Origin of the sequence: Burkholderia sp. BCC0398, assembly GCF_902833245.1 — a bacterium.
GTDB lineage: Bacteria > Pseudomonadota > Gammaproteobacteria > Burkholderiales > Burkholderiaceae > Burkholderia > Burkholderia sola.
This window is the reverse complement of sequence record NZ_CADFEM010000011.1, coordinates 139,894-163,348: the sequence shown is the minus strand read 5'-3', so window position 1 is coordinate 163,348 and position 23,455 is coordinate 139,894. Positions and strand designations below refer to the sequence as shown.

The 23,455-nt window shown below is 66.2% G+C and carries 20 protein-coding genes; 12 read left to right on the top strand and 8 right to left on the bottom strand.

The window, feature by feature from the left end:
* Positions 1-494 precede the first annotated feature (494 nt).
* Complete coding sequence (locus HWX76_RS23925; RefSeq protein ID WP_176016432.1) at positions 495-2,123, top strand: NADP-dependent glyceraldehyde-3-phosphate dehydrogenase; 1,629 nt, start codon at positions 495-497, stop codon at positions 2,121-2,123.
* Between the two features lie 113 nt (positions 2,124-2,236).
* Here HWX76_RS23925 and HWX76_RS23920 read toward each other — a convergent pair whose 3' ends face one another.
* Entirely contained in the window at positions 2,237-2,869 is a 633-nt protein-coding gene (locus HWX76_RS23920; RefSeq protein ID WP_124554362.1) for a LysE family translocator, read from the bottom strand.
* A 590-nt stretch (positions 2,870-3,459) separates the two neighbouring features.
* Here HWX76_RS23920 and HWX76_RS23915 point away from each other — a divergent pair.
* The 3 genes from HWX76_RS23915 to HWX76_RS23905 all read left to right on the top strand — a co-directional run bounded on the left by HWX76_RS23915 (position 3,460) and on the right by HWX76_RS23905 (position 6,103).
* Positions 3,460-3,783: a hypothetical protein gene (locus HWX76_RS23915; protein WP_050018102.1), complete on the top strand. Its 324-nt coding sequence runs from the start codon at positions 3,460-3,462 to the stop codon at positions 3,781-3,783.
* 122 nt (positions 3,784-3,905) lie between these two features.
* Positions 3,906-4,391 carry a DUF2946 family protein gene (locus tag HWX76_RS23910; protein WP_050018101.1) on the top strand — a complete coding sequence of 162 codons (486 nt, stop codon included), beginning with the start codon at positions 3,906-3,908 and terminating at the stop codon, positions 4,389-4,391.
* 242 nt (positions 4,392-4,633) lie between these two features.
* Positions 4,634-6,103: a PepSY domain-containing protein gene (locus HWX76_RS23905; RefSeq protein ID WP_124638361.1), complete on the top strand. Its 1,470-nt coding sequence runs from the start codon at positions 4,634-4,636 to the stop codon at positions 6,101-6,103.
* 58 nt (positions 6,104-6,161) lie between these two features.
* Here HWX76_RS23905 and HWX76_RS23900 read toward each other — a convergent pair whose 3' ends face one another.
* Entirely contained in the window at positions 6,162-7,214 is a 1,053-nt protein-coding gene (locus tag HWX76_RS23900; RefSeq protein ID WP_124594203.1) for an RNA-guided endonuclease TnpB family protein, read from the bottom strand.
* Positions 7,215-7,306: 92 nt separating this feature from the next.
* Between HWX76_RS23900 and HWX76_RS23895 the strand changes: the two genes are divergently transcribed.
* Entirely contained in the window at positions 7,307-9,430 is a 2,124-nt protein-coding gene (locus tag HWX76_RS23895; RefSeq protein WP_176016431.1) for a TonB-dependent receptor, read from the top strand.
* 82 nt (positions 9,431-9,512) lie between these two features.
* Here HWX76_RS23895 and HWX76_RS23890 read toward each other — a convergent pair whose 3' ends face one another.
* Positions 9,513-10,745 (bottom strand): NADH:flavin oxidoreductase/NADH oxidase family protein, encoded by a 1,233-nt coding sequence (locus tag HWX76_RS23890; RefSeq protein ID WP_050018098.1) that lies wholly within the window; start codon positions 10,743-10,745, stop codon positions 9,513-9,515.
* A 78-nt stretch (positions 10,746-10,823) separates the two neighbouring features.
* Between HWX76_RS23890 and HWX76_RS23885 the strand changes: the two genes are divergently transcribed.
* A complete protein-coding gene (locus HWX76_RS23885) occupies positions 10,824-11,282 on the top strand; it encodes a MerR family transcriptional regulator (protein ID WP_050018097.1) in 459 nt (152 codons plus the stop codon).
* Positions 11,283-11,460: 178 nt separating this feature from the next.
* Positions 11,461-11,781 (top strand): DUF1330 domain-containing protein, encoded by a 321-nt coding sequence (locus tag HWX76_RS23880; protein ID WP_050018096.1) that lies wholly within the window; start codon positions 11,461-11,463, stop codon positions 11,779-11,781.
* A gap of 19 nt (positions 11,782-11,800) precedes the next feature.
* Here the strand turns inward: HWX76_RS23880 and HWX76_RS23875 are convergent, their stop codons facing one another.
* The gene (locus HWX76_RS23875; RefSeq protein WP_050018095.1) at positions 11,801-12,637 is read right to left on the bottom strand and encodes an NAD(P)-dependent oxidoreductase; all 837 of its coding nucleotides are present in this window, start codon (positions 12,635-12,637) and stop codon (positions 11,801-11,803) included.
* A 70-nt stretch (positions 12,638-12,707) separates the two neighbouring features.
* On the opposite strand from HWX76_RS23875, the gene HWX76_RS23870 reads away from it, so the two are divergent.
* On the top strand, positions 12,708-13,811 hold the full coding sequence (locus tag HWX76_RS23870) for a LacI family DNA-binding transcriptional regulator (protein WP_050018094.1): 1,104 nt from the start codon (positions 12,708-12,710) through the stop codon (positions 13,809-13,811).
* 78 nt (positions 13,812-13,889) lie between these two features.
* On the opposite strand, the gene HWX76_RS23865 is transcribed toward HWX76_RS23870, so the two are convergent.
* Positions 13,890-15,182 carry an MFS transporter gene (locus tag HWX76_RS23865; protein WP_050018104.1) on the bottom strand — a complete coding sequence of 431 codons (1,293 nt, stop codon included), beginning with the start codon at positions 15,180-15,182 and terminating at the stop codon, positions 13,890-13,892.
* A 324-nt stretch (positions 15,183-15,506) separates the two neighbouring features.
* Here HWX76_RS23865 and HWX76_RS23860 point away from each other — a divergent pair, with 324 nt between their 5' ends.
* On the top strand, positions 15,507-16,979 hold the full coding sequence (locus tag HWX76_RS23860; protein ID WP_176016430.1) for an AlkA N-terminal domain-containing protein: 1,473 nt from the start codon (positions 15,507-15,509) through the stop codon (positions 16,977-16,979).
* Positions 16,976-17,509, top strand: coding sequence for a methylated-DNA--[protein]-cysteine S-methyltransferase (locus tag HWX76_RS23855; RefSeq protein ID WP_089488993.1), 534 nt, complete (start codon positions 16,976-16,978; stop codon positions 17,507-17,509). The genes HWX76_RS23860 and HWX76_RS23855 overlap by 4 nt, the downstream gene beginning before the upstream one ends.
* Positions 17,510-17,522: 13 nt before the next feature.
* On the opposite strand, the gene HWX76_RS23850 is transcribed toward HWX76_RS23855, so the two are convergent.
* Positions 17,523-18,341: a helix-turn-helix transcriptional regulator gene (locus tag HWX76_RS23850; RefSeq protein WP_089488992.1), complete on the bottom strand. Its 819-nt coding sequence runs from the start codon at positions 18,339-18,341 to the stop codon at positions 17,523-17,525.
* A 77-nt stretch (positions 18,342-18,418) separates the two neighbouring features.
* Between HWX76_RS23850 and panB the strand changes: the two genes are divergently transcribed.
* Complete coding sequence (gene panB / locus HWX76_RS23845; protein ID WP_176016429.1) at positions 18,419-19,273, top strand: 3-methyl-2-oxobutanoate hydroxymethyltransferase; 855 nt, start codon at positions 18,419-18,421, stop codon at positions 19,271-19,273.
* A 29-nt stretch (positions 19,274-19,302) separates the two neighbouring features.
* Here panB and HWX76_RS23840 read toward each other — a convergent pair whose 3' ends face one another.
* Positions 19,303-19,794: an Lrp/AsnC family transcriptional regulator gene (locus HWX76_RS23840; RefSeq protein WP_089488990.1), complete on the bottom strand. Its 492-nt coding sequence runs from the start codon at positions 19,792-19,794 to the stop codon at positions 19,303-19,305.
* A gap of 156 nt (positions 19,795-19,950) precedes the next feature.
* Here HWX76_RS23840 and glmS point away from each other — a divergent pair, with 156 nt between their 5' ends.
* A complete protein-coding gene (gene glmS / locus HWX76_RS23835) occupies positions 19,951-21,780 on the top strand; it encodes a glutamine--fructose-6-phosphate transaminase (isomerizing) (RefSeq protein WP_050018088.1) in 1,830 nt (609 codons plus the stop codon).
* Between the two features lie 268 nt (positions 21,781-22,048).
* On the opposite strand, the gene HWX76_RS23830 is transcribed toward glmS, so the two are convergent.
* Positions 22,049-22,816 (bottom strand): hypothetical protein, encoded by a 768-nt coding sequence (locus tag HWX76_RS23830; protein ID WP_244138008.1) that lies wholly within the window; start codon positions 22,814-22,816, stop codon positions 22,049-22,051.
* Positions 22,817-23,455 lie beyond the last annotated feature (639 nt).

Here is a 23,455-nt window from a genome sequence, read left to right as displayed (position 1 = left end):
GGAGAAACTGGGAAGGATCACGAAGGATCGGGACAAGCAGGCGGGACGGATTCAATAGTCCGGTGTGCGCCGGACCGGGCAACCCCGGCCCGGCGCTCCGGCCAGCCGACCTCGTATCGGCGGCGCGGCGGATCTTCTTCTGTTCTTCACTACGTCTGCTCTCAGGTTCACTGCATTTTTTTCCTCACCGCGTCGGGCCATTATCCGCTCAATTCTGCCGAAGTAAAACGTTTGCGGTTGCACTCAAGCTGTTATACCGGCGATTCGGCAACAGTCTTTCCAAATGCTTACGGTAATTGCGACACGATTCCCTCTGTGTTGCATTCGTCGCGACGTTCCTTTTAAATGGAACTGGTTCCATTCGTTGAATCGGCCATGTTCGTGCGTGACGCGCAGCCGCGTGCGCGTCATGATGCCGATTCAGGATCGAGGATCATTCCGTTCAGGATTCGCATCGCCCGTCCTTCCCGGACACCCCGTCAAACGAGACCGTCATGCCCGATTCCGCCTCCCTGCAGCACCTGTTTCCCGCATTACAGGACATCCCCGCCGAATTCCGGCTGGCTTCGCCGATTCACCAGCGCGTGTCGCTCGTCGACGGCGAATTGCGACCGTGGGACGGCGCGACCAAGACCGTGCTGTCGCCCGTGTGCGTGCGGCAGGCGGATGGCAGCGTCGAGCAGGTCGAGATCGGCAGCTACCCGGTGATGGGCGAAACGGAAAGCGACGCGGCGCTCGACGCCGCGGTGCGCGCGTACGACGCCGGCCGCGGCGAGTGGCCGACGATGAAGGTCGAGCAGCGCATCGCGTGCATGCAGGACTTCATCAAGCGGATGGTCGCGCAGCGCGAACTCGTCGTGAACCTGATCATGTGGGAGATCGGCAAGAGCCTCGCCGATTCGCAGAAGGAGTTCGACCGCACCGTCACGTACATGACGCAGACGATCGACGCGCTGAAGGAGCTCGACAACGCGAACTCGCGCTTCGTGATCGCGGAAGGCACGATCGGCCAGATCCGCCGCACGCCGCTCGGCGTCGTGCTGTGCATGGGCCCGTACAACTATCCGCTGAACGAAACCTTCGCGACGCTGATTCCCGCGCTGCTGATGGGCAATACCGTGGTGTTCAAGCCGCCTCAGTACGGCACGCTGCTGTTCGAACCGCTGCTCGAAGCGTTCCGCGACGCGTTCCCGAAGGGCGTGATCAATACGATCTACGCGCCGGGCGCGGTGGTCGTGCCGCACATGCTCGCGTCGGGCAAGATCAACGTGCTCGCGCTGATCGGCTCGAGCAAGGTCGCCGATCACCTGAAGAAGCAGCATCCGAAGTCGCACCGGCTGCGCGCGATCCTCGGCCTCGACGCGAAGAACGCGGCGATCGTGCTGCCCGACGCCGATCTCGACCTCACCGTGAAGGAGTGCCTGCTCGGCGCGCTGTCGTTCAACGGCCAGCGCTGTACCGCGCTGAAGATGCTGCTCGTGCATCGCTCGATCGTCGACGAATTCCTGAAGCGCTTCACCGCCGCGCTCGAACAGCTGAAGATCGGCATGCCGTGGGAAAAGGGCGTCAGCATCACGCCGTTGCCCGGCATGCATCGCACCGCGTACATGACCGACGCGATCGACGACGCGAGGGCGTTGGGCGCGCAGGTCATCAACCATCAGGGCGGCGAGTTCAGCAAGACGCTGTTCTACCCGGCCGTCGTGTATCCGGTGTCCGAAGGGATGAAGCTGTACCGCGAGGAGCAGTTCGGGCCGATCATTCCGGTCGCGCCGTTCGACGACGTGGACACCGCGCTCGACTACGTGACGACGTCGGAGCACGGCCAGCAGGTCAGCATCTTCGGTTCGGATCCCGCGCAGATCGGCGCGCTCGTCGATCCGCTCGTGAACCAGGTGTGCCGCGTGAACATCAATTGCCAGTGCCAGCGGGGGCCCGACGTGTTCCCGTTCGCGGGCCGCAAGGATTCGGCGGAAGGCACGCTGTCGGTGAGCGATGCGCTGCGCGCGTTCTCGATCCGCTCGATGGTCGCGGCGAAGCAGACCGACAGCAGCAAGCAGTTGCTCGATTCGATCGTGTCGGATCACCACTCGAAGTTCATCAATACGGGCTTCATTTTCTGAAGCGGTATTGATCGATGCCGGCGCCTCCGTCGCACGTCGGTGCGGCGGAGGCTTCCGGCAAAGCTCCACGCGGGCAAGGGCCTGTTCACGCTAATAACGGGCTTGCGCTGACCCTAGACGTTCGTCACCAGCAGCCGAACGCCCGCCACCCCGAACACGACAGCCAGACACGCTTCCATCGCGCGCCGCCCGCGCACGTACAACCGGCGCGCACCGTCCATCGAGAACACCAGCGCATAGCCGCCGAACACCAGGCAGCCGATCGCGAGGCAACCCGGCACGACGGCGCCGTGCGCGCCGCCCGCGCCGTTCGACGACAGCGCGACGATCGACACCCACACGAGAATCGCCTTCGGATTGGTCAGGTGCAGCATCGCGCCGCGCACGTAGAAGCGCGACAGCCGCTGCTCGCGCGCGGCGTTCGCCGCTGCCGCCGGCGGGCCGGACAACGCCGTGCGCGCCGACTTGAACGCGAGCCACAGCAGGTACAGCCCGCCGAACACCTTGATCGCGACCAGCAGCTTCGACCACGCGAGCAGCGCGGCCGAGACGCCGAGCGCCGCCACCGTCGCCCAGAACATCGACCCCGACATTACGCCGAGCGCGAACGCGAACGCCGCCTTGCGGCCCTGGTTCGCGGCGACCGACATGATCGCGAGATTGCTCGGCCCGGGACTGGCCGTGCCGATGAAATACGCGGTGTAGGCAAGCAGCAGGTTGGCGGAGAAGAAGGCGTGGACGTTCATGTCGAAGCTCGCGGAGACGATCGGGAGATTGTTGGCAAACCTGCGCCGTCTGCCCATGGACAATTGCACGGCAATTCGCTGGGCCAGTTGTGTGGCCATGCAACCAGTCGCCACGCCCGGACCGTCTCTGTTTTGAAACAACTGGCGCATTCGCCGCCGGTTCGCGCGATGCGGCGGCGGGCGCTCCATGCAGTCGTTTCCCGTCGGCGAACGCACGACGGGCGTGGCCGAACCGCCCGGCACGCGCCGTTGCGGCCTTTCGCCGGCAGAAACGCGCGACGCGCCCGATGCCCGCGTTACGTTACATCCGTGAAGCATTTCGCATCGTCGCGCCGCTTCCGGCGTCCGATACCGTCTGCCTGCAGCCGATAGACACGCTCCTCGATCGCCTGCGCGATCCAGTCCCGACGGGACTCGCCGCGCGATGCCGGATCGCGGCTCAACATTACTCAACAATCGCGCGGCGGCGCTGGTACGGAACCTGCATTCCGTTCGGGCAGAAGCCGCGCCCGTTACCGCGCGGACATGAATTCACCCTCGGGCGCTCCCCGGATCCGCCCGTACGACATGCACACGCAACGAGGCTCTCCATGGATGCGCAGCCCAACTCGTCCGATTCGTCGTTCCAGCTCTTCCTCGCGAAGGTGCTCGAACAGCCGCTGCCCGACTGGACCGAAAAACAGCAGATGGAACTCGAGATGGCGCACACGCTGTCGACGCAAATGGTCACGCTCGCCGAAGACATGCGCGGCCGCACGCCCGATCTCGCGCGCTGCCTCGTGCTGCTGCGCTACGCGAAGGTGCTCGACTTCATGCTGACGTCGCTCGCCGCGCATCGCGACATTCATCCGCAGACACTGCGCACGCTGTTCCGGCTCGCGAACCTGAAGGTCGACGACGCGTATCCGGTGTAAGCCGGCGCAACGGACCGGAGGCCGCGCACGTCCCTTGCGGCCACGCCGGCCAGGCGCGATTCGCCTCCGCACACGCACGGCCCGCCTGCTCCTGCGCGCAAACGGCGGTACAATCGCGCGCCATGAACGCACTTCGCCGCTTCCTGCTCCGGCCAGGCGTCGCGCGACAGTGGCTGTGGGGATTGCTCCTCGTGACGCTGCTGTCCCGCGCGCTGATGTCGGGCGCCGTGATGCTCGATCCGGACGGTCCGGAGGCGGGCTCGGTGGTGCTGTGTTCGGGCCGCGGCCCGCTGATCGTCGCCGGCGCCGCACTGGCCGCCCGCTTCGACGCGAGCGCGCCGATCACGCCGGCCAACGATGCGCTCGCGCTCGTCGATGCACTCAAGCATGACGCGCACGCCGACAAGGCCGCGTCCTCCGGCGACGGCGACGGCCTGTGCGCATTCGGCGCCGCGCTGTTCACCGCGCTCGCGTCGTTCGTGCTGCTGGTGCTGCTGTTTCCCGCGGCGGCGCCGCGGCGCTTCCGCGTTCACTTCTACAGCCCTCCTTTCGTGCGATCGATATTCGACGATCGCCCGCCCTCCCGCGCGCCTCCCCGGTTCTGCTGAACGTTCCGTCCCGGGACGCATGCACGTCGACGTGCATGCGCGTTCACGCCGTTCGTTTCGCCCGACCTGATTCACGCGTTCACCCGCATGCCCGCGTCGCGCGGGCGACGCCGCCCTGCGCCCCGTTTGCGCAGCGCGCGGTGCCGCCTGCCGCGCCGACGCATGCACGCGGGTGCGACGCACGTTGACGGCCGCCGGCCCGCGCCGGCCCCGCCGCTCGACGAACCCGAGGAGTTCATACCATGTCGACCATCGTCGATCGGGCCATCTCGCCCGCCCGTTCCGCCAGCGCCGGTTACCGGACGCTCTGGCGCTGGCATTTCTATGCCGGCCTGTTCGTGATGCCGTTCCTCGTGATCCTCGCGATCACGGGCACGCTCTACTGCTTCCAGCCGCAGATCGAGCCGCTGCTGTATCCGCACCGGCTGGTCGTCGAACCGCGCGCGACGCCGCGGCTCGATGCCGACACGCTGCTCGCTCGCGCCCGCACCGCGATGCCGGCCGGCGCAACGCCGGTTTCCGTGCAAGTCTCCGCCGCGCCGGACCGCAGCGCCGAGTACGTTTTCCGGTTGCGCGACGGCAGCCGCGAGAGCGTGTACGTGAACCCGTACGACGGCCGCGTGCTCGGCACGCTGAGCGTCGAGAACCGCTTCATGCAGGTCGACCGGATGCTGCATCGCAAGCTGCTGCTCGGCAAGACCGGCGAGTTGCTGATGGAACTCGCCGCCTGCTGGACCTTCGTGATGATCGGCACGGGCATCGCGCTGTGGTGGCCGCGCGGCGCGGCACGCGTCGGGCGCGCGCTGCAGCCTGACCTGTCGCTGCGCGGCCGGCCGCTGTGGAAGAGCCTTCACGCGACGGCCGGCATCTGGCTCGCGGCCGGCACGATCGCGTTCATCCTGTCCGGGCTGCCGTGGTCGGGCTCGTGGGGCAAGAATTTCAAGGCGCTCGCCGCGACCGTGAACCTCGGCGCGCCGGAAGGCGCGTGGGGCGGCGCGTCGGTGCGCTCGACGCGCCCGGGCGCCGCCGCGGTGGCCGACACTGCGCGTGCGCCGGCCGCCGTCCCGTCCGGCCATCACCACGAATCGGACGAATCGATGCCCGGGATGGTGATGGACGACCTGCCGCTGCCGCAAACGCCGTGGGCGGTCGGCAACGTGCCCGTCCCGCATTCACCGTCCGCGCCGACGCCCGCGCCGCTGCCGCTAGGCCGCGCGATCGCGATCGTCGCCGGGCTCGGCGTGACGAGCGGCTACACGCTCGCGCTGCCGGCCGGCGCGGACGGCGTGTTCACCGCGTCGTACTTTCCGGCCGACCCGAAGGCGGAACGCACGATCTACGTCGACCAGTACAGCGGCGCCGTGCTGAAGGACATCCGCTATGACGACTACGGCGCGGTATCGCGCGCGGTGTCGTACGGCACGTCGCTGCACATGGGCCGTTATTTCGGGCTCGCGAACCAGATCCTCTGCGCGGTGCTGTCGCTCGGGCTGGCCGCGATGGCCGTCACGGGCACCGTGATGTGGTGGAAGCGCCGCCCGGCCCGGACGCTGGGCGCACCGTCGCGCGAACGCGGCGCGCCGCCGATGCGCGGCTGGATCGCCGGGCTCGTGCTGCTCGGCATCGTGTTCCCGTTGATGGGGCTGACGATCGTCGCGGTCTGGTTGCTCGACCGGCTGCTGTTCGGCCGCGCGGCGCGCGCCGCGGCGTGACCGACGCAAGCGCTTCCCCCCATTCGAAGGAAACCGAAGCATTGACGTCCTTCTCCGCCTAAAGGCGGAGGATTCCCACACCTGGCGATGCACGTCCGCATCGGAGAATGTTCAGCGCAGCGTTGATATCACGATCATGCTCGACACCACATCCACTGCAGGCCCATTCTCTTATTCGCAGTCCCGCGATACCTTTCGGCCGCGTCGTGCTGGCTTGCGACCCGCACGACGAACAGGACTGGGTCGAACCGCTTTCGTCGACTTCCTCGAACGTGGCTCCGTGCGCGATCGCTTTGTAACGGAGCTTGTTCCGGAAGGACGACCAGGACGCGTCGTAGACGCTTTTCGCCATCCTGGTTCTGGCAAGTTTGACGGCAGATACGTTGCCGACCGCGATGTAATCGAAGCGCCGCACCAGATCGAGCGCGAGCTTGTGTTGGAAATCGGCACGGGCGTTCGTCACTTTGGCGTGCAACTTCGCGATATGCCGCCTGTGTTTTCGCGCCCGTTGCGCTTTCGCGAGTTTCTCGGCCGCGCATCGACCGAACCGATCGTTAGGCAGCTTCTCGCCGGTCGAAAGTGTGGCGAAGTCTTTCAAGCCGAGATCGATGCCGACGCCGGAACGGATCGGGCGGGCCTGAACATCGGGTATCTCGATCACGATGTTGAGAAACCAGTTGCCACGCGCATCCTGCGCAAAGTTGGTTCCATCCCTGATCTTGCCTTCGGGAAGCGTTCGGCTGTTGAACACGCGAAACGTGTTGCCAGCGAAACGGAACGCGTCACCCTCGCGCTTCAGGTCACGGCCCTTCAGCGGCACCCAGCCCAGCGACTTCCTGCCGCGATAACGCAGGTACGGGCGACGGTGCTGACTGCGCGACTTCGCGTATTGCTCGCACGTCGCGTTGATCGTGCCGGAGTGGATGCCGAGCGCCTTGCTGCTGCCGGTCGTGAGCACATTCAAGTCGAAACCGGTCGGCCACTTCTTGTTCCACTTGAGCGCGTGCTTCTGCGTGTCGTTGCAGAAGTTCCAGACGTAGTTCACCGCACGGCTCTGCTTGTTAAGCAGTCCGTTGAGCGATTTCACCCGGTAGCGGTAGACAAGGATCATGCCGGTGATCCTAACCCGTGGGAAAAGCTGCCTGTCAACAGCACGCCTTTCCTTCCCGCCATCAATGGCGGGGGCTCTCGGAGCAAATTCTGATGAAGTTCAAATTGATGCTGCCTGCTGCCATGCTCGCGGCGCTGTCGCCGGCCGGGCACGCACACGCACAGGAAAACGGCGTCGACGGCACCGGCGCCACGCTCGCACCGATTCGCGTCGACGCGCAGAAGGCGCCCGCGCTGATGCAACCGCTCGACACCGGCAGCCATCTCGGGCTGTCGTCGCTCGAAACGCCCGCGAGCGTCGAGCAGATCAGCCGCGCGACACTCGACACGCGCGGCGACCGTTCGATCATCGACGCCGTGAGCCGCGCCGCCGGCATCAGCGCGTCGCCGCATCCGGGCAACGGCAACTCGGAGCTCGCCGCGCGCGGCTTCGTCGGCGCGTCGTCGGTCACGCAGCTCTACGACGGCGTGCGCCCGTACGGCGCGATCGGCGTCACGTTCCCGTTCGACACGTGGTCGGTCGACCATATCGACGTGCTGCGCGGCCCCGCTTCGGTGATCTACGGCGAAGGCGCGATCGGCGGCGTGGTCAACATCGTCCCGAAGAAGCCGACACGCACGCCGATCCGCAACGAACTGCAGGTCGGCGGCGGCACCGAAGGCACCGCGCGGGCCGCGTTCGGCAGCGGCGGCGCGATCAACGACAGGCTGTCGTACCGCTTCGACATCAGCGGCAACCGATCGTCGAACTGGGTCGATCACGGCAATTCGCGCAACCTGTCGGTCTCCGGCGCGCTGCGCTACGACGTGACGCCCGACCTGTTCGTGACGGCGTCGTACGCGCAGGGCTTCATGCATCCGATGCAGTACTTCGGCGTGCCGCTCGTCAACGGTGCGCGCGATCGCGGGCTCGACAAGAAGAACTACAACGTCGGCGACGCCGACATCGCGTTCCGTGACAGCTGGGCGACCGTCTCGGCGAACTGGCAGCCGAGCGACAGCCTGAACGTGACGAGCACGCTCTACCGGATGAAGAGCAACCGTCACTGGAAGGATGCGGAGTACTACACGTACCTGCCATCGAGCGCGCAAGTCCGGCGCAGCAGCTATACCGAGATCTTTCACGACCAGGAGCAATACGGCAACATGACGACGGCCACCGTCGGCGGCGCGCTGTTCGGCATGCGCAACACGTTTTCGGCGGGCGTCGAGTTCAACCACACGACGTTCCAGCACGACAACAACTCGCCGTATGCGGGCACGTCGACGGTCGATCCGTTCGACTTCGATCCGGGCAGCTTCATCAATACGGCCGGCACGTTTCCGAAGTACCGCAGCCAGTCGAACCAGTACGCGCTGTTCGCGGAGAACCGGCTCGAGATCACGCCGCGCTGGTCGGTGATCGGCGGGCTGCGCTACGACCACGCGAGCGTGAACCGCGACGATCTCGTGAACGGCGGCGCGTTCACGAAGGTGTTCGCGAACACCGGCTGGCGCATCGGCACCGTGTACGACGTGCAGCCCGGCCTCGCCGTGTACGGCCAGTATTCGGTCGCGGCCGATCCGGTCAGCTCGCTGCTGTCGCTGAATGCGTCGAAGGCGAACTTCACGCTCGCGACCGGCCGGCAGATCGAGATCGGCGTGAAGCAGTCGTTCCTCGACGGCAAGGCGGAATGGACGCTCGCCGCGTACCGGATCGTGAAGCGCAACCTGCTGACGGCCGACCCGGTGAACCCGAACCAGTCGATCCAGGTCGGCCAGCAGTCGTCGCGCGGGCTCGAGGCGACGGTCGGCGCGGAGATCGCGAAGGACTGGCGCGTCGATGCGAACGTGTCGATCCTGCGCGCGAAATACGACGATTTCCAGCAGTCGTCCGGCGGCACGGCCGTGTCGCGCGCGGGCAACGTGCCGGTGTCGGTGCCGCAGCGGCTCGCGAACCTGTGGGTGAGCTGGCGCTTTGCGCCAGACTGGACGGGTATCGCAGGCGTGAAATACGTCGGCAAGCGGTTCGCCGATACCGCGAACCAGCTCGTGATGCCGTCGTACACGACCGTCGATCTCGGCCTCGCATGGAAGCCGCGCAAGGACACGACGATCACCGCCCGCGCGTACAACGTGTTCAATCGCCGCTACGTGCAGTCCGCGTACTACAACGAAACGCAGTATCTGCTCGGCAACGACCGGCGGTTCGAGGTGCTGGCGAACTACCGGTTCTGATGCGGCGCGCCGGCGCGCAACGGGTGCGCGGCGGCGGGCCGGTCAGTGTCCGGTCGCGCCGCTGCCGGCCCGCCCGCGCCCGTCACGCACGCGGGCCCGCCATCCACTTCCGGTAGCGCCGCGTCTGGCATTGCGCGGCCAGTTGCTGCCGCACCAGCGCACGCAGCGGCGACACCTGCGGGTGCGTGCGGCGCCCTTCGCTCAATCGCGTGAGCTGGAACTTGACGACGGCCATGTTCGCCAGCGCGCCCAGCGCCTTGTTCTTCCAGCGGATCGGCTGCAGCACCGGCGCGCTGTCCTTGCCGGCGCGCCAGTCGCGCGGCAGGTTCGGGTCGATCGACAGCGCGGTCGCGATGCCGACCATCGCCACGCCGCTGTCCACCACCTGCTCGGCCACCGCGCGGCGCCGAATACCGCCCGTAACCATCAGCGGCATCCGCGCGACGGCCGTGATGTCGCGCGCGAACTCGAGGAAATACGCTTCGCGCGCCAGCGTGCGCCCGTCGCGCGCCTCGCCCTGCATCGCCGGCACTTCATAGCTTCCGCCCGACAGTTCGACGAGATCGACGCCGAGCGGATTCAGCAGTTCGACCACGCGCTTCGCGTCGTCCGCGCTGAAACCGCCGCGCTGGAAATCGGCCGAGTTCAGCTTCACCGCGACGACGAATGCCCGCGACACCGTCGCGCGCACCGCCTTCACGATATCGAGCAGCAGGCGCGCACGATTCTCGATGCTCCCGCCCCATTGATCCTGTCGGCGGTTCGTCAGCGGCGACAGGAACTGGCTCAGCAAATAGCCGTGCGCCGCGTGCACCTGCACGCCGGTGAAGCCGCTTTGCTCCGCGAGCTGCGCGGCGCGCACGAAGCGCTGCTGCACGTCGGCGATATCGGCTGCCGTCATTTCCTTCGGCACCGGAAACTGCTTCGACAGCGCGCCGAGCGCGAGCGGCACGGCCGACGGCGCGAGCGTCGTCTGGCCGAGCGCCGCCTGCATCTGCCGCCCCGGGTGATTGATCTGCATCCATACGTGCGCGCCGCCCGAGCGCGCGATCTGCGCCCAGCGACGGAATCGGTCGAGATGCGCGTCGCTTTCGAGCACGACGCCGTTCGGTCCCGTCATCGCGCGGCCGTCCACCATCACGTTGCCGGTCAGGATCAGCCCGACCTGACCGTCGGCCCAGGCCTGGTACAGGCGCAGCAACGCGTCGGACGGTGCGTGGTCCGCATCGGCCATGTTTTCTTCCATCGCGGCCTTGGCCAGACGGTTCGGAATCACCGCCCCGTTGGGCAGTGTGAGGGGCGCAAACAGATTCATGGCGGCAGATCCTCGATTGACGATGGCCCACGATAACCTTAAAGTCAACTTTAAGGTCAAGCCCTTTTGGAGCCCACCATGAAAATCGGCGAACTGGCGAAGGCGAGCGGCCTCGCGGCGTCGCGCATCCGCTTCTACGAGGCGAGCGGCCTGCTCGAGCCGGCCCGCCGGCAGGCGAACGGCTATCGCGAGTACGGCCCGGAAGCGTTGACGCGGCTCGCGATCATCGACCGCGCGCAGGGCGCGGGCTTCTCGCTCGACGAGATCCGTGCGGTGCTGCCGCCGGATCTCGGCGCATGGCCGCACGATCAACTGCTGGTCGCGCTGCGGCACAAGGTCGACGAAATCGCGCTGCTCGAACGGCGTCTCGCGCAGAACCGGCAGCATCTGGAAACGCTGATCGACGAGATCGAGAACAAGCCGGCCGGCGAGGATTGCGCGGGTGCCGCGCAGCGGATGCTCGACCGGCTGTGCGAGCAGGCCGCCGAGCCGCTGGAGCCCGTGCCCGTCGTGCGGCCGGCGCGCAAGCGGGCGTGATCGATTGCGATGCGGAATTGCACGGCACCGTCCCGTCGATCGATGCGCGCCGCGGCCTGAAGCACGATGTAGCGCGGTCGTCGCGATTTGCTTACGTCGCAGGTAATCGACGCGCGCCGCGCGCGCCGCGATCATGGCTCCATCGACTCTCGAACCGCATCCCGCCAAGGAGCCTCCCATGACCGCCTACGCCATCGCCCACCTGCATGACGTCGACATGTGCGACGACATCGTCGAGTACCTCGAACGGATCGACGGCACGCTCGCGCCGTACGACGGCCATTTCGTGATTCACGGCGCACGGCCCGAAGTGCGCGAAGGCGTGTGGCGCGGCGACCTGATCGCGATCGCGTTTCCCGATCTCGACACCGCGCGCGAATGGTACGAATCGGATGCGTACCGGCAGATCCAGCCGCTGCGCGCACGGCACGCGAGCGGCCCGTTGATCCTGATCGACGGCGTCGACGAGCGGCACAAGGCGACCGACATTCTGCGTTGAGGCTCGACGCCGACGATGCTTACGACGCCTTCCGCTCCATCGGCTCGCCGACGACGAACCCGCCGCCCTGGAACCGCTGCGCGGGATCGTCGTACTCGGCGGTCGGCGCCGTCACCGGAAACAGCCCGGCGAACTGCTCGGAACTGTCGCGCGGGCGGAAGCCGAGGAAGCCGACCTTCGTGTTGTCCCACCACTTCACCGGGTTGTCCGACGCGCCGTAGACGATCGCGTGCCCGACGCGGTTCGTCAGCAGCGAGCAGCGCACGAGTTCGATGAAGTCGCGATAGCTGAGAAACGTGACGAGCATGCGCGGGTTCTTCGGCACCTCGAACGACGACCCGATCCGCAGGCACACCGTCTCGATCCCGAAGCGGTCGAAATAGTAGCGCGACAGCGATTCGCCGAAGCACTTCGTCACGCCGTACAGGCTGTCGGGCCGCAGCGGCGCATCGGCGTCGAGCACGTCGGTGACCGGATGGAAACCGATCGCATGGTTCGAGCTCGCGAACACGACGCGCTTCACGCCGTGCTTGCGCGCGGCTTCGTACAGGTTGTACGTGCCGGTGATGTTCGCGCCGACCAGATCGTCGAACGGCGCATCGACCGAAATGCCACCGAGGTGGACGATCGCGTCCACGCCGTCGACGAGATCCATCACGGCCGGCCGGTCGGCCAGGTCGACCACGCGGAGCTCTTCATGCGCGGCCGCGTCACCGAGCGCCGCAATGTCGCTGACGCGCACGACGTCGGCCCAGTCGGCGAGCGCGCCGCGCAACTGGCGGCCGAGGTTGCCGGCCGCGCCCGTCAGCAACAGGCGGCCGAACGGTTTGCGCGCGGCGGGGGATGAGGCGTTCATCGAATCTCCTTGGATCTGGCTAAGACGGAAAACGTTTTCCAACTATACGCGGACGCGACGCCGAGCGTCAATGGTCGAAGCTGCTCGCAGCCATCCGCACTTTCCCGATATCGGCTGCGATCTGCGCGCCGGCTTTTTCTGCCACAATCGGGCGTTATCGAACGAAAACGTTACCCTTCGCATGAAAAAAGTTTCCTCGACGATCCGCGACGTGGCCGCGGAAGCCGGCGTGTCGGTCGCGACGGTATCGAAGTACGTGAACGGCACGCAGCGCTTCTCGCCGACCGTCGAGGCACGGCTGAAGGAGGCGATCGAGCGGCTCGGCTACCGGTCGAACCCGCTCGCGCGCTCGATGATCACCGGCCGCACCCGCACCATCGGCCTCGTGATCCTCGATATCAGCAACCCGCACTTCACGAACGTCGTGAAAGGCGCGAACCGCGTCGCGCTGCAGCACGACTACACGCTGCTGCTCGTCGATACCGAAGAGAGCCAGGCGCGCGAACGCTCGCTGATCGAGGCGCTCGCGCAGCGCGTCGACGGGCTGATCGTCAGCACGCGGATGCCCGACGACGAAGCCGGCTGGATGCTCGACCTCAACAAGCCGCTCGTGCTGCTGCGCCGCAGCCCCGGCCTGCCGATTCCGAGCGTCGGCATCGACAACCGGCTGTCGACCTACATGCTCGCGCGCCACCTGCTCAATCTCGGCCATACGCGCATCGCGTATCTCGGCTTCGGCACCGCGCGCGTGAACGACGAACGGATCCAGGGCGCGCGCGACTGCCTCGCCGAAGCGGGGCTCACGCTCGACGTGCACGACGCGCACGCGCCGACCGCCGAGGCCGGCGAGCGCGCGTGCTCCCGCGTGATGCTCGGGCCGCAGCGCCCGCAGGCCGTGATCTGCTACAACGACCTGATCGCGCTCGGCTTCATGAAGGAAGCCGCGTCGCTCGGCTTCCGGCTGCCGCAGGACGTGTCGGTGGCCGGCATCGACAACGTGCCGTACGGCGAATACGCGGCGCCCGCGCTGACGACCGTCGACATCCAGAGCGAGAACATGGGCGAGCTCGCGATGCAGAAGCTGATCGACGCGCTCGCCGGGCGCACCGACGCGAGCTATTCGACGTTCGAGCCGCGGTTGATCATGCGCGCGTCGACGGCCTCGGCCGGCTGACGCGATCGCGACGCGCGTCACGTCCCCGAACTGAAAACGCCGCCCCGAGGGCGGCGTTGTCGCTTGGCCGATACGCCATCACGCATCGAGTTTCGCGGGCTTCATCTTCGGCGTGAGCACGTGCATCACGGCCAGCGCGATCAGGTAGGCCGACGCGCCGATCGCGAACAGCACCCAGTAGTGGCCGGTGCGCTGCAGCACCTGGCCGATCACTTCCGAGAACAGCACGCCGCCGATCGAGCCGGCCATCCCGCCGATGCCGACCACCGACGCGACCGCACGGCGCGGGAACAGGTCGGACGCGGTCGTGAACAGGTTCGCCGACCAGCCCTGGTGCGCGGCCGCGGCGAGACCGACGATCAGCACCGCGATCCACAGGCTCTGCACCTGCGACACGAACGCGATCGGCAGCACGCAGCATGCGCAGATCAGCATCGCCGTCTTGCGCGCCCGGTTCACGCTCCAGCCCGCGCGCAGCAGCATCGACGACAGCCAGCCGCCGCCGATGCTGCCGACCGTCGTCAGCGCATAGATGCAGACGAGCGGCAAACCGATGTGCTGCATGTCCATCCCGCGCGACTCGTTCAGCCACTTCGGCAGCCAGAACAGGTAGAACCACCACACCGGATCGGTCAGGAACTTGCCGACCAGGAAGGCCCACGTCTCGCGCTTGCGGATCAGTTCGCCCCAGCGCGGCGCGCCGGCGTTCGCGTTCGCCGCGTCGAGCGCCTCGGCTTCGTCGCGCGGCTCGTCGTATTCCGCGGCGAGCGCGCGCGTGTCGGCCGTGCGATACATCACCAGCCACACCGCGAGCCACACGATGCCGATCGCGCCGATGATCACGAACGCCGCGCGCCAGCCGTAGGCCACCGCGATCGCCGGGATGATCGCCGGCGCGAACACCGCGCCGATGTTCGCGCCCGAGTTGAAGATGCCGGTCGCGAGCGCGCGTTCGCGGCGCGGAAACCATTCGGCCGTCGTCTTGATCGCGGCCGGGAAGTTGCCGCCCTCGCCGATCCCGAGCAGCGCGCGCACGGCCGCGAAGCCCGTCACCGAGCCGACCGCCGCGTGCAGCATCGCGGCGATGCTCCATACCAGCATCGCCACCGCGTACGACACGCGCGTGCCGAGCCAGTCGACGATGCGCCCGAAGCCGAGCAGACCCAGCGCATAGAACGCCGAAAACGCCATCACGATGCGGCCGTACTGCACCTGGCTCCAGCCGATGTCGTGCTGCAGCATCGGCGCGAGCAGGCCGAGGATCTGCCGATCCATGTAGTTGATGACGGTCGCGAAAAACAGCAGCGCACAAACGGTCCAGCGGTAGCGGCTGGCGGCCGCGCGCACCGCGCCGACGACGGCAGAAGGCATGAATGTCTCCGATGCGCGGTCGCGCCCGTCGCGCCGCACGAAGTTCGTTGACCGGCGACCGGCGCCGGGGCGAACGGCCCACGCGCTGACGCACGGGCCCTTTTCACCAACCAATCTGGAAAACGTTTTTCAAAAGGATAGGCCGCGTGCCGGTACCGTGTCAGTCGGGGATTTCGATGAGTCATCTCAAATTGGTCGCGGCAAAAGAGACGACTGTTTCGCAGAGTGGCATTAACCGTTTTTCCGCTGATTTTCCCGCCGCGGCGCGGCAGGCGCGGGGCGGCCGACATACATGTCCGATTCCAGCCAGAATCGACCGCGAGGATGGTTTACAGTCGTCGCATGCGCCTCGATCCCAACACCTGCTACGACGCCCTGCTTTCGCGGAACCGCCGCTTCGACGGCTGGTTCTTCGTCGGCGTGGCGACGACCGGCGTGTATTGCCGCCCCGTCTGCCCGGTGCGGCCGCCGAAGGCGCAAAACTGCAGCTACTACCCGACCGCCGCGGCCGCCGAGAAAGCCAGCTTCCGGCCCTGCATGCGCTGCCGACCCGAGCTCGCGCCCGGCCACGGGCTGCTCGACCTGTCCGGCAATCTCGCCGACGCGGCCGCGACACTGATCGACGACGGTTTCCTGAACGCGCATTCCGTCGATGCGCTTGCGCGGCGCGTCGGCGTGACTGAACGCCATCTGCGGCGGATCTTCGGCGCGCAGTTCGGCGTGTCGCCCGTCGAGTTCGCGCAGACGCAGCGGCTATTGATGGCCAAGCGGCTGCTGACCGATACCGCGCTGCCCGTGGCCGTCGTCGCGTCGACGGCCGGCTTCGGCAGCGTGCGGCGCTTCAACGACCTGTTCCGCCAGCGCTACGGCCTCAATCCGCTGCGGCTGCGCAAGGGGGCCGGTGCAGCGGCCGACGGCGACATGACCTTTCCGCTGCCGTACCGGCCGCCGTTCGCGTGGGCCGACCTGATGCGTTTTCTCGCGCAGCGGCAGATCGACGGCGTCGAGCGGATCGACGCGCAGCGTTATGCCCGCATCGTCGACCTGCCCGACCGGAACGACGGCCGCCGCGTGACCGGCTGGCTGTCCGTCGCGCACCTGCCGCAGCGCTTCGCGCTGGCCGTCACCGTGTCGCCCGCGCTGACGCCGGTCGTGCCGGCCGTGCTCGCACGCGTGCGCCGGCTGTTCGATCTCGACAGCCGCCCCGACGTGATCGATGCGCATCTCGGCGATCTCGCAAGCGGCTCGCCGGGCCTGCGCGTGCCCGGTGCGTTCGATGGTATCGAGATCGCGATCCGTGCGATCGTCGGCGAGCAGCTTGCGTCGGCGCAGGCGGATACGCCGTCGCTGGCCCGCCTCGCGGAACGCTTCGGCACGGCGGTCGACGGCGCGCCGCCGGGCCTCACGCATGCACTGCCTTGCGCCGCGACGCTGGCCGCGCTGCCGCCTTCGGCCCTCGAAACGATCGGCATCGAACACGACACGGCGCGCGCGATCGTGTCCGTCGCCCGCGCCATCGACGACGGCACGCTCGCGCTCGAACCGATGGCGCCGCTCGACGCGACGCTCGCCGCGCTGCGCGCGCTGCCCGGCTTCGACGAACGCGCGGTGCAGTACGTCGCGATGCGCGCGATGGCCTGGCCGAACGCGTTCCCGGCCGACGACGCGTGGCTGCCCGCTCGCACCGAACTCGCGCGCGGGCCGTCCTCCGCACCGCACGCGGCGGCGCGCTGGGCGCCGTGGCGCGCGTATGCCGCCCTGCATGGGTGGCGCCTTCATGGAGATGTAGCGCGATGACTCCCGCTCACCTGATTCCGAGCCCGCTGGGCGACATCGCCGTGCGCATCGAGGACGATGCGCTGACCGGCCTGTACTTCGTCGGCCAGAAATACTTTCCGTCGGTGGCGATCGTGCGCGAAGCGGACGCGCTCGCCAGGTCGCCGGTCGCACGCCGGGTCGCGGAAGAAATCGCCGAGTACTTCACCGGCGCGCGCGACACGTTCTCGGTGCCGATCCACCTGCGCGGCACCGCGTTTCAACAACGCGTATGGAAGGAACTGCTTGCGATTCCGTTCGGCGAACTCGTGTCGTACGGCGACATCACCGAGCGCGTCGGATTGCCGATGAGCGGCGCGCGCGCGGTGGGCGGCGCGGTCGGCCGCAATCCGGTATCGATCATCGTGCCGTGCCATCGCGTGGTCGGCGCGTCAGGCAGCCTGACCGGTTATGCGGGCGGCATCGACCGCAAGCGTGCGCTGTTGTCGCTCGAAGGCGCGGGGTTTTCGCGCGATGCCCGGCACCCGGTGCAGCAAGCGCTCGCGTTCTGATCGACGGAACGCATCACACGCTCAACACCGGCCGACGCGCTTCACGCTTCGCATACGCGCCGGGCGTCACGCGGAATTTCGCCTGGAACAGCGCGATGAAGGACGACGTCGAGTCGTAACCCAGTTGCGCGGCCACCGTGCCGATCGGTGCCCCCGCATCGAGCAGCGGCAGCGACGCGAGCAGCCGCACGGCCTGCCGCCATTCGGTGAACGACAGCCCCGTGTCCTGCCGGAACAGCCGCGACAGCGTGCGCCGCGTCGCGCCGACCTGATGGCCCCATTCGTCGAGACTGCGCGTATCGCCCGGCGCCGCGTGCAACGCGCGCGCGATTTTCAGCAGGCGCGGATCGCGCGGGAGCGGCACCGTGAGCGGCGCCGGCTGCATGCGGGCGATCCGGTCCGCGATCAGGCACACGAGCGCACCGTCGGGCCCCGTCTCGTCGTAGTTCACCGGCAACTCGCCGGTCGCGAGCACCAGTTCGCGCAGCAGCGGCGTCATGCAGAGGATCGTGCAATCGTCGTTCACGTCGCCGCGCGCGATGGCTGCGTCGAGATACAGGCTGTGGAACGCGACGCAATCGCGCGTCGACACCGCGTGCGGCACGTGTGGCGGAATCCACATCGCATAGTGCGGCGGCAGCAGTTGCCGGCTCGACGGTGTCGTCACCTCGAGCACGCCGCTCGTCGCATACATCAGTTGCGCCCACGGATGACTGTGCGCGTCGACGCTCACGTTGCGAGGAATCCCGAACGCACGCACGTACAGCGGCCTCGGCAGGCGCGCCATCGGCGGCACTGCGTAAGGGTCGCCGGGTTGTCCCGCCAGCAACATAAGACGTCCTCCGAAGGTCATTGCACGAACGAGCGCGATGCTACCGTGGCGGCTCCTTTGTCACACGGCTTCCGCCCATGAGCGCTCATACCCGCATCACCCGCAACACCGTCACCGCGATCTGCTCGACCAAAGGCATCGGCAGCCTCGTGTCGCTGACCGCGTATTCCGCGCCGATGGCGAAACTCGTCGACGACGTGGCCGACGTGATCATCGTCGGCGACTCCGTCGGCATGGTCCTGTACGGGATGCCCGATACGCTGCGCGTCACGCTCGACATGATGATTGCACACGGGGCGGCCGTCGTGCGCGGCGCCGCGCACGCGTGCGTCGTCATCGACCTGCCGTTCTCCACGTTCCAGGAATCGCCCGCGCAAGCCTATCGCTCCGCCGCGCGGCTCCTCGCCGAAACCGGCGCGCAGGCCGTGAAGCTCGAAGGCGGCTGCGAGATGACCGACACGATCCGTTTCCTGACCGATCGCGGCATTCCGGTGATGGCGCATGTCGGCCTCATGCCGCAGCAGGCCAACGCGACGGGCGGCTTCCGCGCGCAGGGCATGGACCCGCGTTCGGCCGCGCAGGTGTTCGACGCCGCGTGCGCGGCCGAGCGGGCCGGCGCATTCAGTGTCGTCATCGAAGGCACCGCCGAAGCGCTCGCGCGCCACCTGACCGAAACGCTGACGATCCCGACGATCGGCATCGGTGCATCGCCCGCGTGCGACGGGCAGGTGCTCGTGACCGAGGACATGATCGGCGCGTTCGATGCGTACACGCCGCGCTTCGTGAAGCGCTACGCGGATGCGAACGCCGTGATGCGCGACGCGATCCGCCAGTACGCGCACGACGTGCGGCAGCGCGTGTTTCCCGAACCTGCGCATTGCTTCGGATACGGCAAGCCGCTGCAACTGCCGGGCGCGGCCCCGACTGCGTGATGCGGGACGAACGACGCGGTTACCTCACGCTACGCGAGCTTGCGCATCGCATGCGCGACCCGCGCGTTCGCCTCGAATTTCGCGCGATGCGTCGAGAAAAACGTCCGCACGTTGCGGACGTTCGACGCGCCGGTGAACAGCCGCCGCGCGAATTCGTCGTATTCGGCGACGTCGGCGAGATCGGCGATCACGACGAAATCGGGCCCCGGCGACACGCGATAGCACTGCGTGACGGCCGGCTCCGCGCACACGTACGCTTCGAACGCGTCGTAGTCTTCGGCCGTCTGCCGGTCGAGGCTGATCTCGATCAGTGCGGTGACGCCCGTGCCGATCGCGACCGGATCGAGCACCGCGACCTGCCGACGGATCACGCCAGCCTCCGTCAGCCGGCGCACGCGACGCATGCAGGTAGGTGGCGACGACAGCGCCCGCTCGGCGAGTTGCAGGTTCGATACCGACGCGTCGTCCTGCAGGATCGCGAGGATGCGCAGGTCGAGGTCGTCGAGGGTGATGCCGGCCATCGCGCACTCCTTCCGGTCAGAAAGTGAAATTTAATTTCAACATGATAGGCGATCATCCACCAATTTCATGTTTTGCAGTTTTTTGAAATTTAATTCCATTTCACTGGCTCTACCATCGCTCTCACTGATCCAGACAGGACATTTACGGAGCGCGATATGTGTGGAATCGTCGGGGCGGTTGCCCAGCGGGACATCCTGCCGAACCTGGTCGACGGCCTGAAACGGCTCGAATACCGCGGCTACGACTCGTGCGGCGTCGTGGTCTACCGCGACCGCGCGCTGGCGCGCGCCCGCAGCGTCGATCGTGTCGCCAACCTGCAGCGCGAGATCGCCGAGTTGGCGTTGTCCGGTTACACGGGAATCGCGCATACGCGCTGGGCCACCCATGGCGCGCCCGTCACGCTCAACGCGCATCCGCACTTCTCGCCGAGCGACGCGAATGCGCGCATCGCGCTGTCGCACAACGGGATCATCGAGAACTGCGATCAACTGCGCGCGGAACTGCAGGCGCACGGCTATGTATTCGCGAGTCAGACCGACAGCGAGGCAATCACGCACCTGATCGACCACCTGTACGACGGCGATCTGTTCGATGCGGTCCGGCGTGCGGTGGCGCGACTGCGCGGCAGCTATGCGATCGCGGTGATGTGCCGCGACGAGCCGCACCGGATTGTCGGCGCGCGCGACGGGATGCCGCTCGTCGTCGGGGTCGGCGAAGGCGAGAATTTTCTGGCGTCCGATGCGATTGCGCTGTCGGGCATCACCGATCGCATTGCCTATCTGGAGAACGGCGACGTCGCCGATATCCAGCTGCATCGCTACTGGATCGTCGATGCGAACGGCCAGCGCGTCGAGCGCGCGGTGCAACGCGTCGCCGCGCATAGCGGCGCGGCCGATCTCGGGTCGTATCGCTACTACATGCAGAAGGAGATCTTCGAACAGCCGCAGGCCGTGGCCGATACGCTGCTCGACGTTTCGTCGATCATGCCCGAGCTGTTCGGCGACGGCGCGTGGCGCGTGTTCAACGACGTCGATTCGGTGCTGCTGCTCGCGTGCGGCGGCAGCTATCACGCGGCGCTGACCGCGAAGTACTGGATCGAGAGCATCGCGAAGCTGCCGGCCAGCGTGGAGATCGCCAGCGAGTTTCGTTATCGCGACAGTGTGCCGAATCCGCGCACGCTGGTGGTTGCGGTGTCGCAGAGCGGTGAAACCGCTGATGTGCTTGGGGCCGTGCACGTCGCGAAACGCAGCGGGATGATGCACACGCTCGCGATCTGCAACGTCGCGACGAGTGCGCTGATGCGCGAATGTGCGCTGCAGTTCGTGACGCGTGCGGGGGTCGAGATCGGCGTGGCTTCGACGAAGGCGTTTACGACGCAGCTCGTTGCGCTGTTCCTGTTGACGCTGTCGCTGGCGCAGGTGCGCGGGCGGTTGAGTGACGATGAAGAAAAGGAACATTTGCGCGCGCTGCGGCATCTGCCCGATGCGATGTCGAAGGTGCTCGCGCTCGAACCGCAGATCATGGCGTGGTCGGAGTTGCTCGCGCGACGCGACAACATGCTGTTTCTCGGGCGCGGGATGCATTATCCGATCGCGCTGGAAGGCGCGCTGAAGATGAAGGAGATTTCCTATATTCATGCGGAGGCTTATCCGGCGGGGGAGCTCAAGCATGGGCCGCTGGCGCTCGTCAGCAATGAAATGCCGGTGATCGCGGTTGCGCCGAATGACATGCTGCTTGAAAAGCTCAGGTCGAACATGCATGAGGTCAGTGCGCGGAATGGGCGGCTTTTTGTGTTCGCGGATGTGGACTGTGGGTTGGTGCCTAGTGACGGGATCGAGGTGATTCGGCTCAACGAGTACTACGGGCCGTTGTCGCCGATCCTGCATACGGTGCCGATGCAGCTGCTCGCGTATCACGCTGCGCTGGCAAGGGGGACGGATATTGATAAGCCGAGGAATCTGGCTAAGTCGGTGACGGTGGAGTGAGCAACCGTCTTTCATGTCAAGCCTGGCAAGTTCTAATAGTTTTACTTAAAGATCGCTACAGAAATTTTCCTTAAGGCCTTCAGGCCGACCGCAAACTGGGTTTAAGGAAACCAATAGAACTAGAGGAGCCTGTCATATTTTTAGTGCGCCGAGGTCATGATACTGAAATCATGAGCCAATTTGAAGGATAGGATATCTAATCCAGAAATTAAGACGCAAATGGATTTACTCCAACCTGATGACAACTACCCCTCGATAAAGGGCTCTGTTATGGAGTACCTGCGGGTCGTAGCGTCAAAAGATGTCTCGTCGACTGGCAAAAGGCAGCGGCGACACCGGACTTCGAAAACTGAAAGAGTTCATTCAAGCCAGCTGCCGATGTGAGCGAGAGTTCGTCGTAGCGAACGACGGGCAACTCCCGGTTGTCCTTGAATCTTCGGTCAGGGCCGCCCGACTTGTTGACGTATCTCCACGTACGCCCGACTACGACCGCGTCTCTGGGCACACTTTCCTCCTCGATGAATTGCGTTGAGCCATTGCGCAGATTCAGGTCATCGTAACGGACGGCCGCGACTTTGTGTCCCGTAACGACGAAAAGACGGTCAGGGCAGAAGTAAAGAACATTCGCCCCGGCGACGATGTACGGAACATCGAGATTGCATTTGACTTTGGAAAATGGTCCGATGCCGAGCTGCAGAGATTTGCGCTGGACGACACTGGAAGCACCAGCGTGGTATTTGCCGTCTAAAACTCTGCCGGTGGCATCGATTCTCCATTTACCGGCTGAGGCAGCAAGTTGTGTCAGCCCACTAATCACTGACGAGAATGCCTGCTCCGATGTCGCATCGAGGTCATAGAAAAGTACCGTTGACCGGCGGGCCACGTCCCAGTAGTAAGCCCATAGCGACGCCACGCATACAGCCGCGGCAAGAGCACCGCTCGCGAACGCAACGAACAGGCCGCCGTCCGACGAGAGTATGGCGAACGCGGCGCTTGCAAGTGCGAGCGCCGCGCACCATGGCCAAAGCGGCATCATTCCGGCCTTCTGGTTGATTTCGTCAACTAGTGAATCTAGGGATGAGGAAGTCAGTTGGTCAGCTGTTGCTGATGTGACGCTTATCATCGGACCGACTGTGGCCGTGGCGGGCGAAGTATATATGGGGTCTGCCTCGGGCGTCCGGGAAGCCGGTTGGGAGGAGGCGGGCAGCCGTATTCCAGAAGACGGCAGAGTCGCGCGATAGGTGAATCCACCTTTTGATATCGAGACGTAATTGCCGCGAGGACCAGTGCCGACGCGAAAGCCTGGCATCCCGACCGAAACACCAATACCGCTTCCAGACAAGTTAAAGCGGAATGGTCCTGCGGAAATTGACTTCCTGTAACTAAGTCCCATTTGCTCCCCCGATTCTCAGTGAGCGATGCACCAGTTGCCGACCATCCGATATCCGGAATCACATTCCCAGCCGTTCCACGTGTTGGCTAAGTGCGCATTGGGCGGAACGCTCACAGCAACGCACGCGTTTCCAAGCCGTCGGTATCCCGTATTGCACTCCCAGTTCATTCCCGTTCCCGTTAAGTGAGCGTTCGAAGGCGTCGACTGGATTGCCATGCAGACTGCGCCAAATCTCGTAAAGCCGTCGTCACATTGCCACTGCCCGTCATCAGATACTCGGTG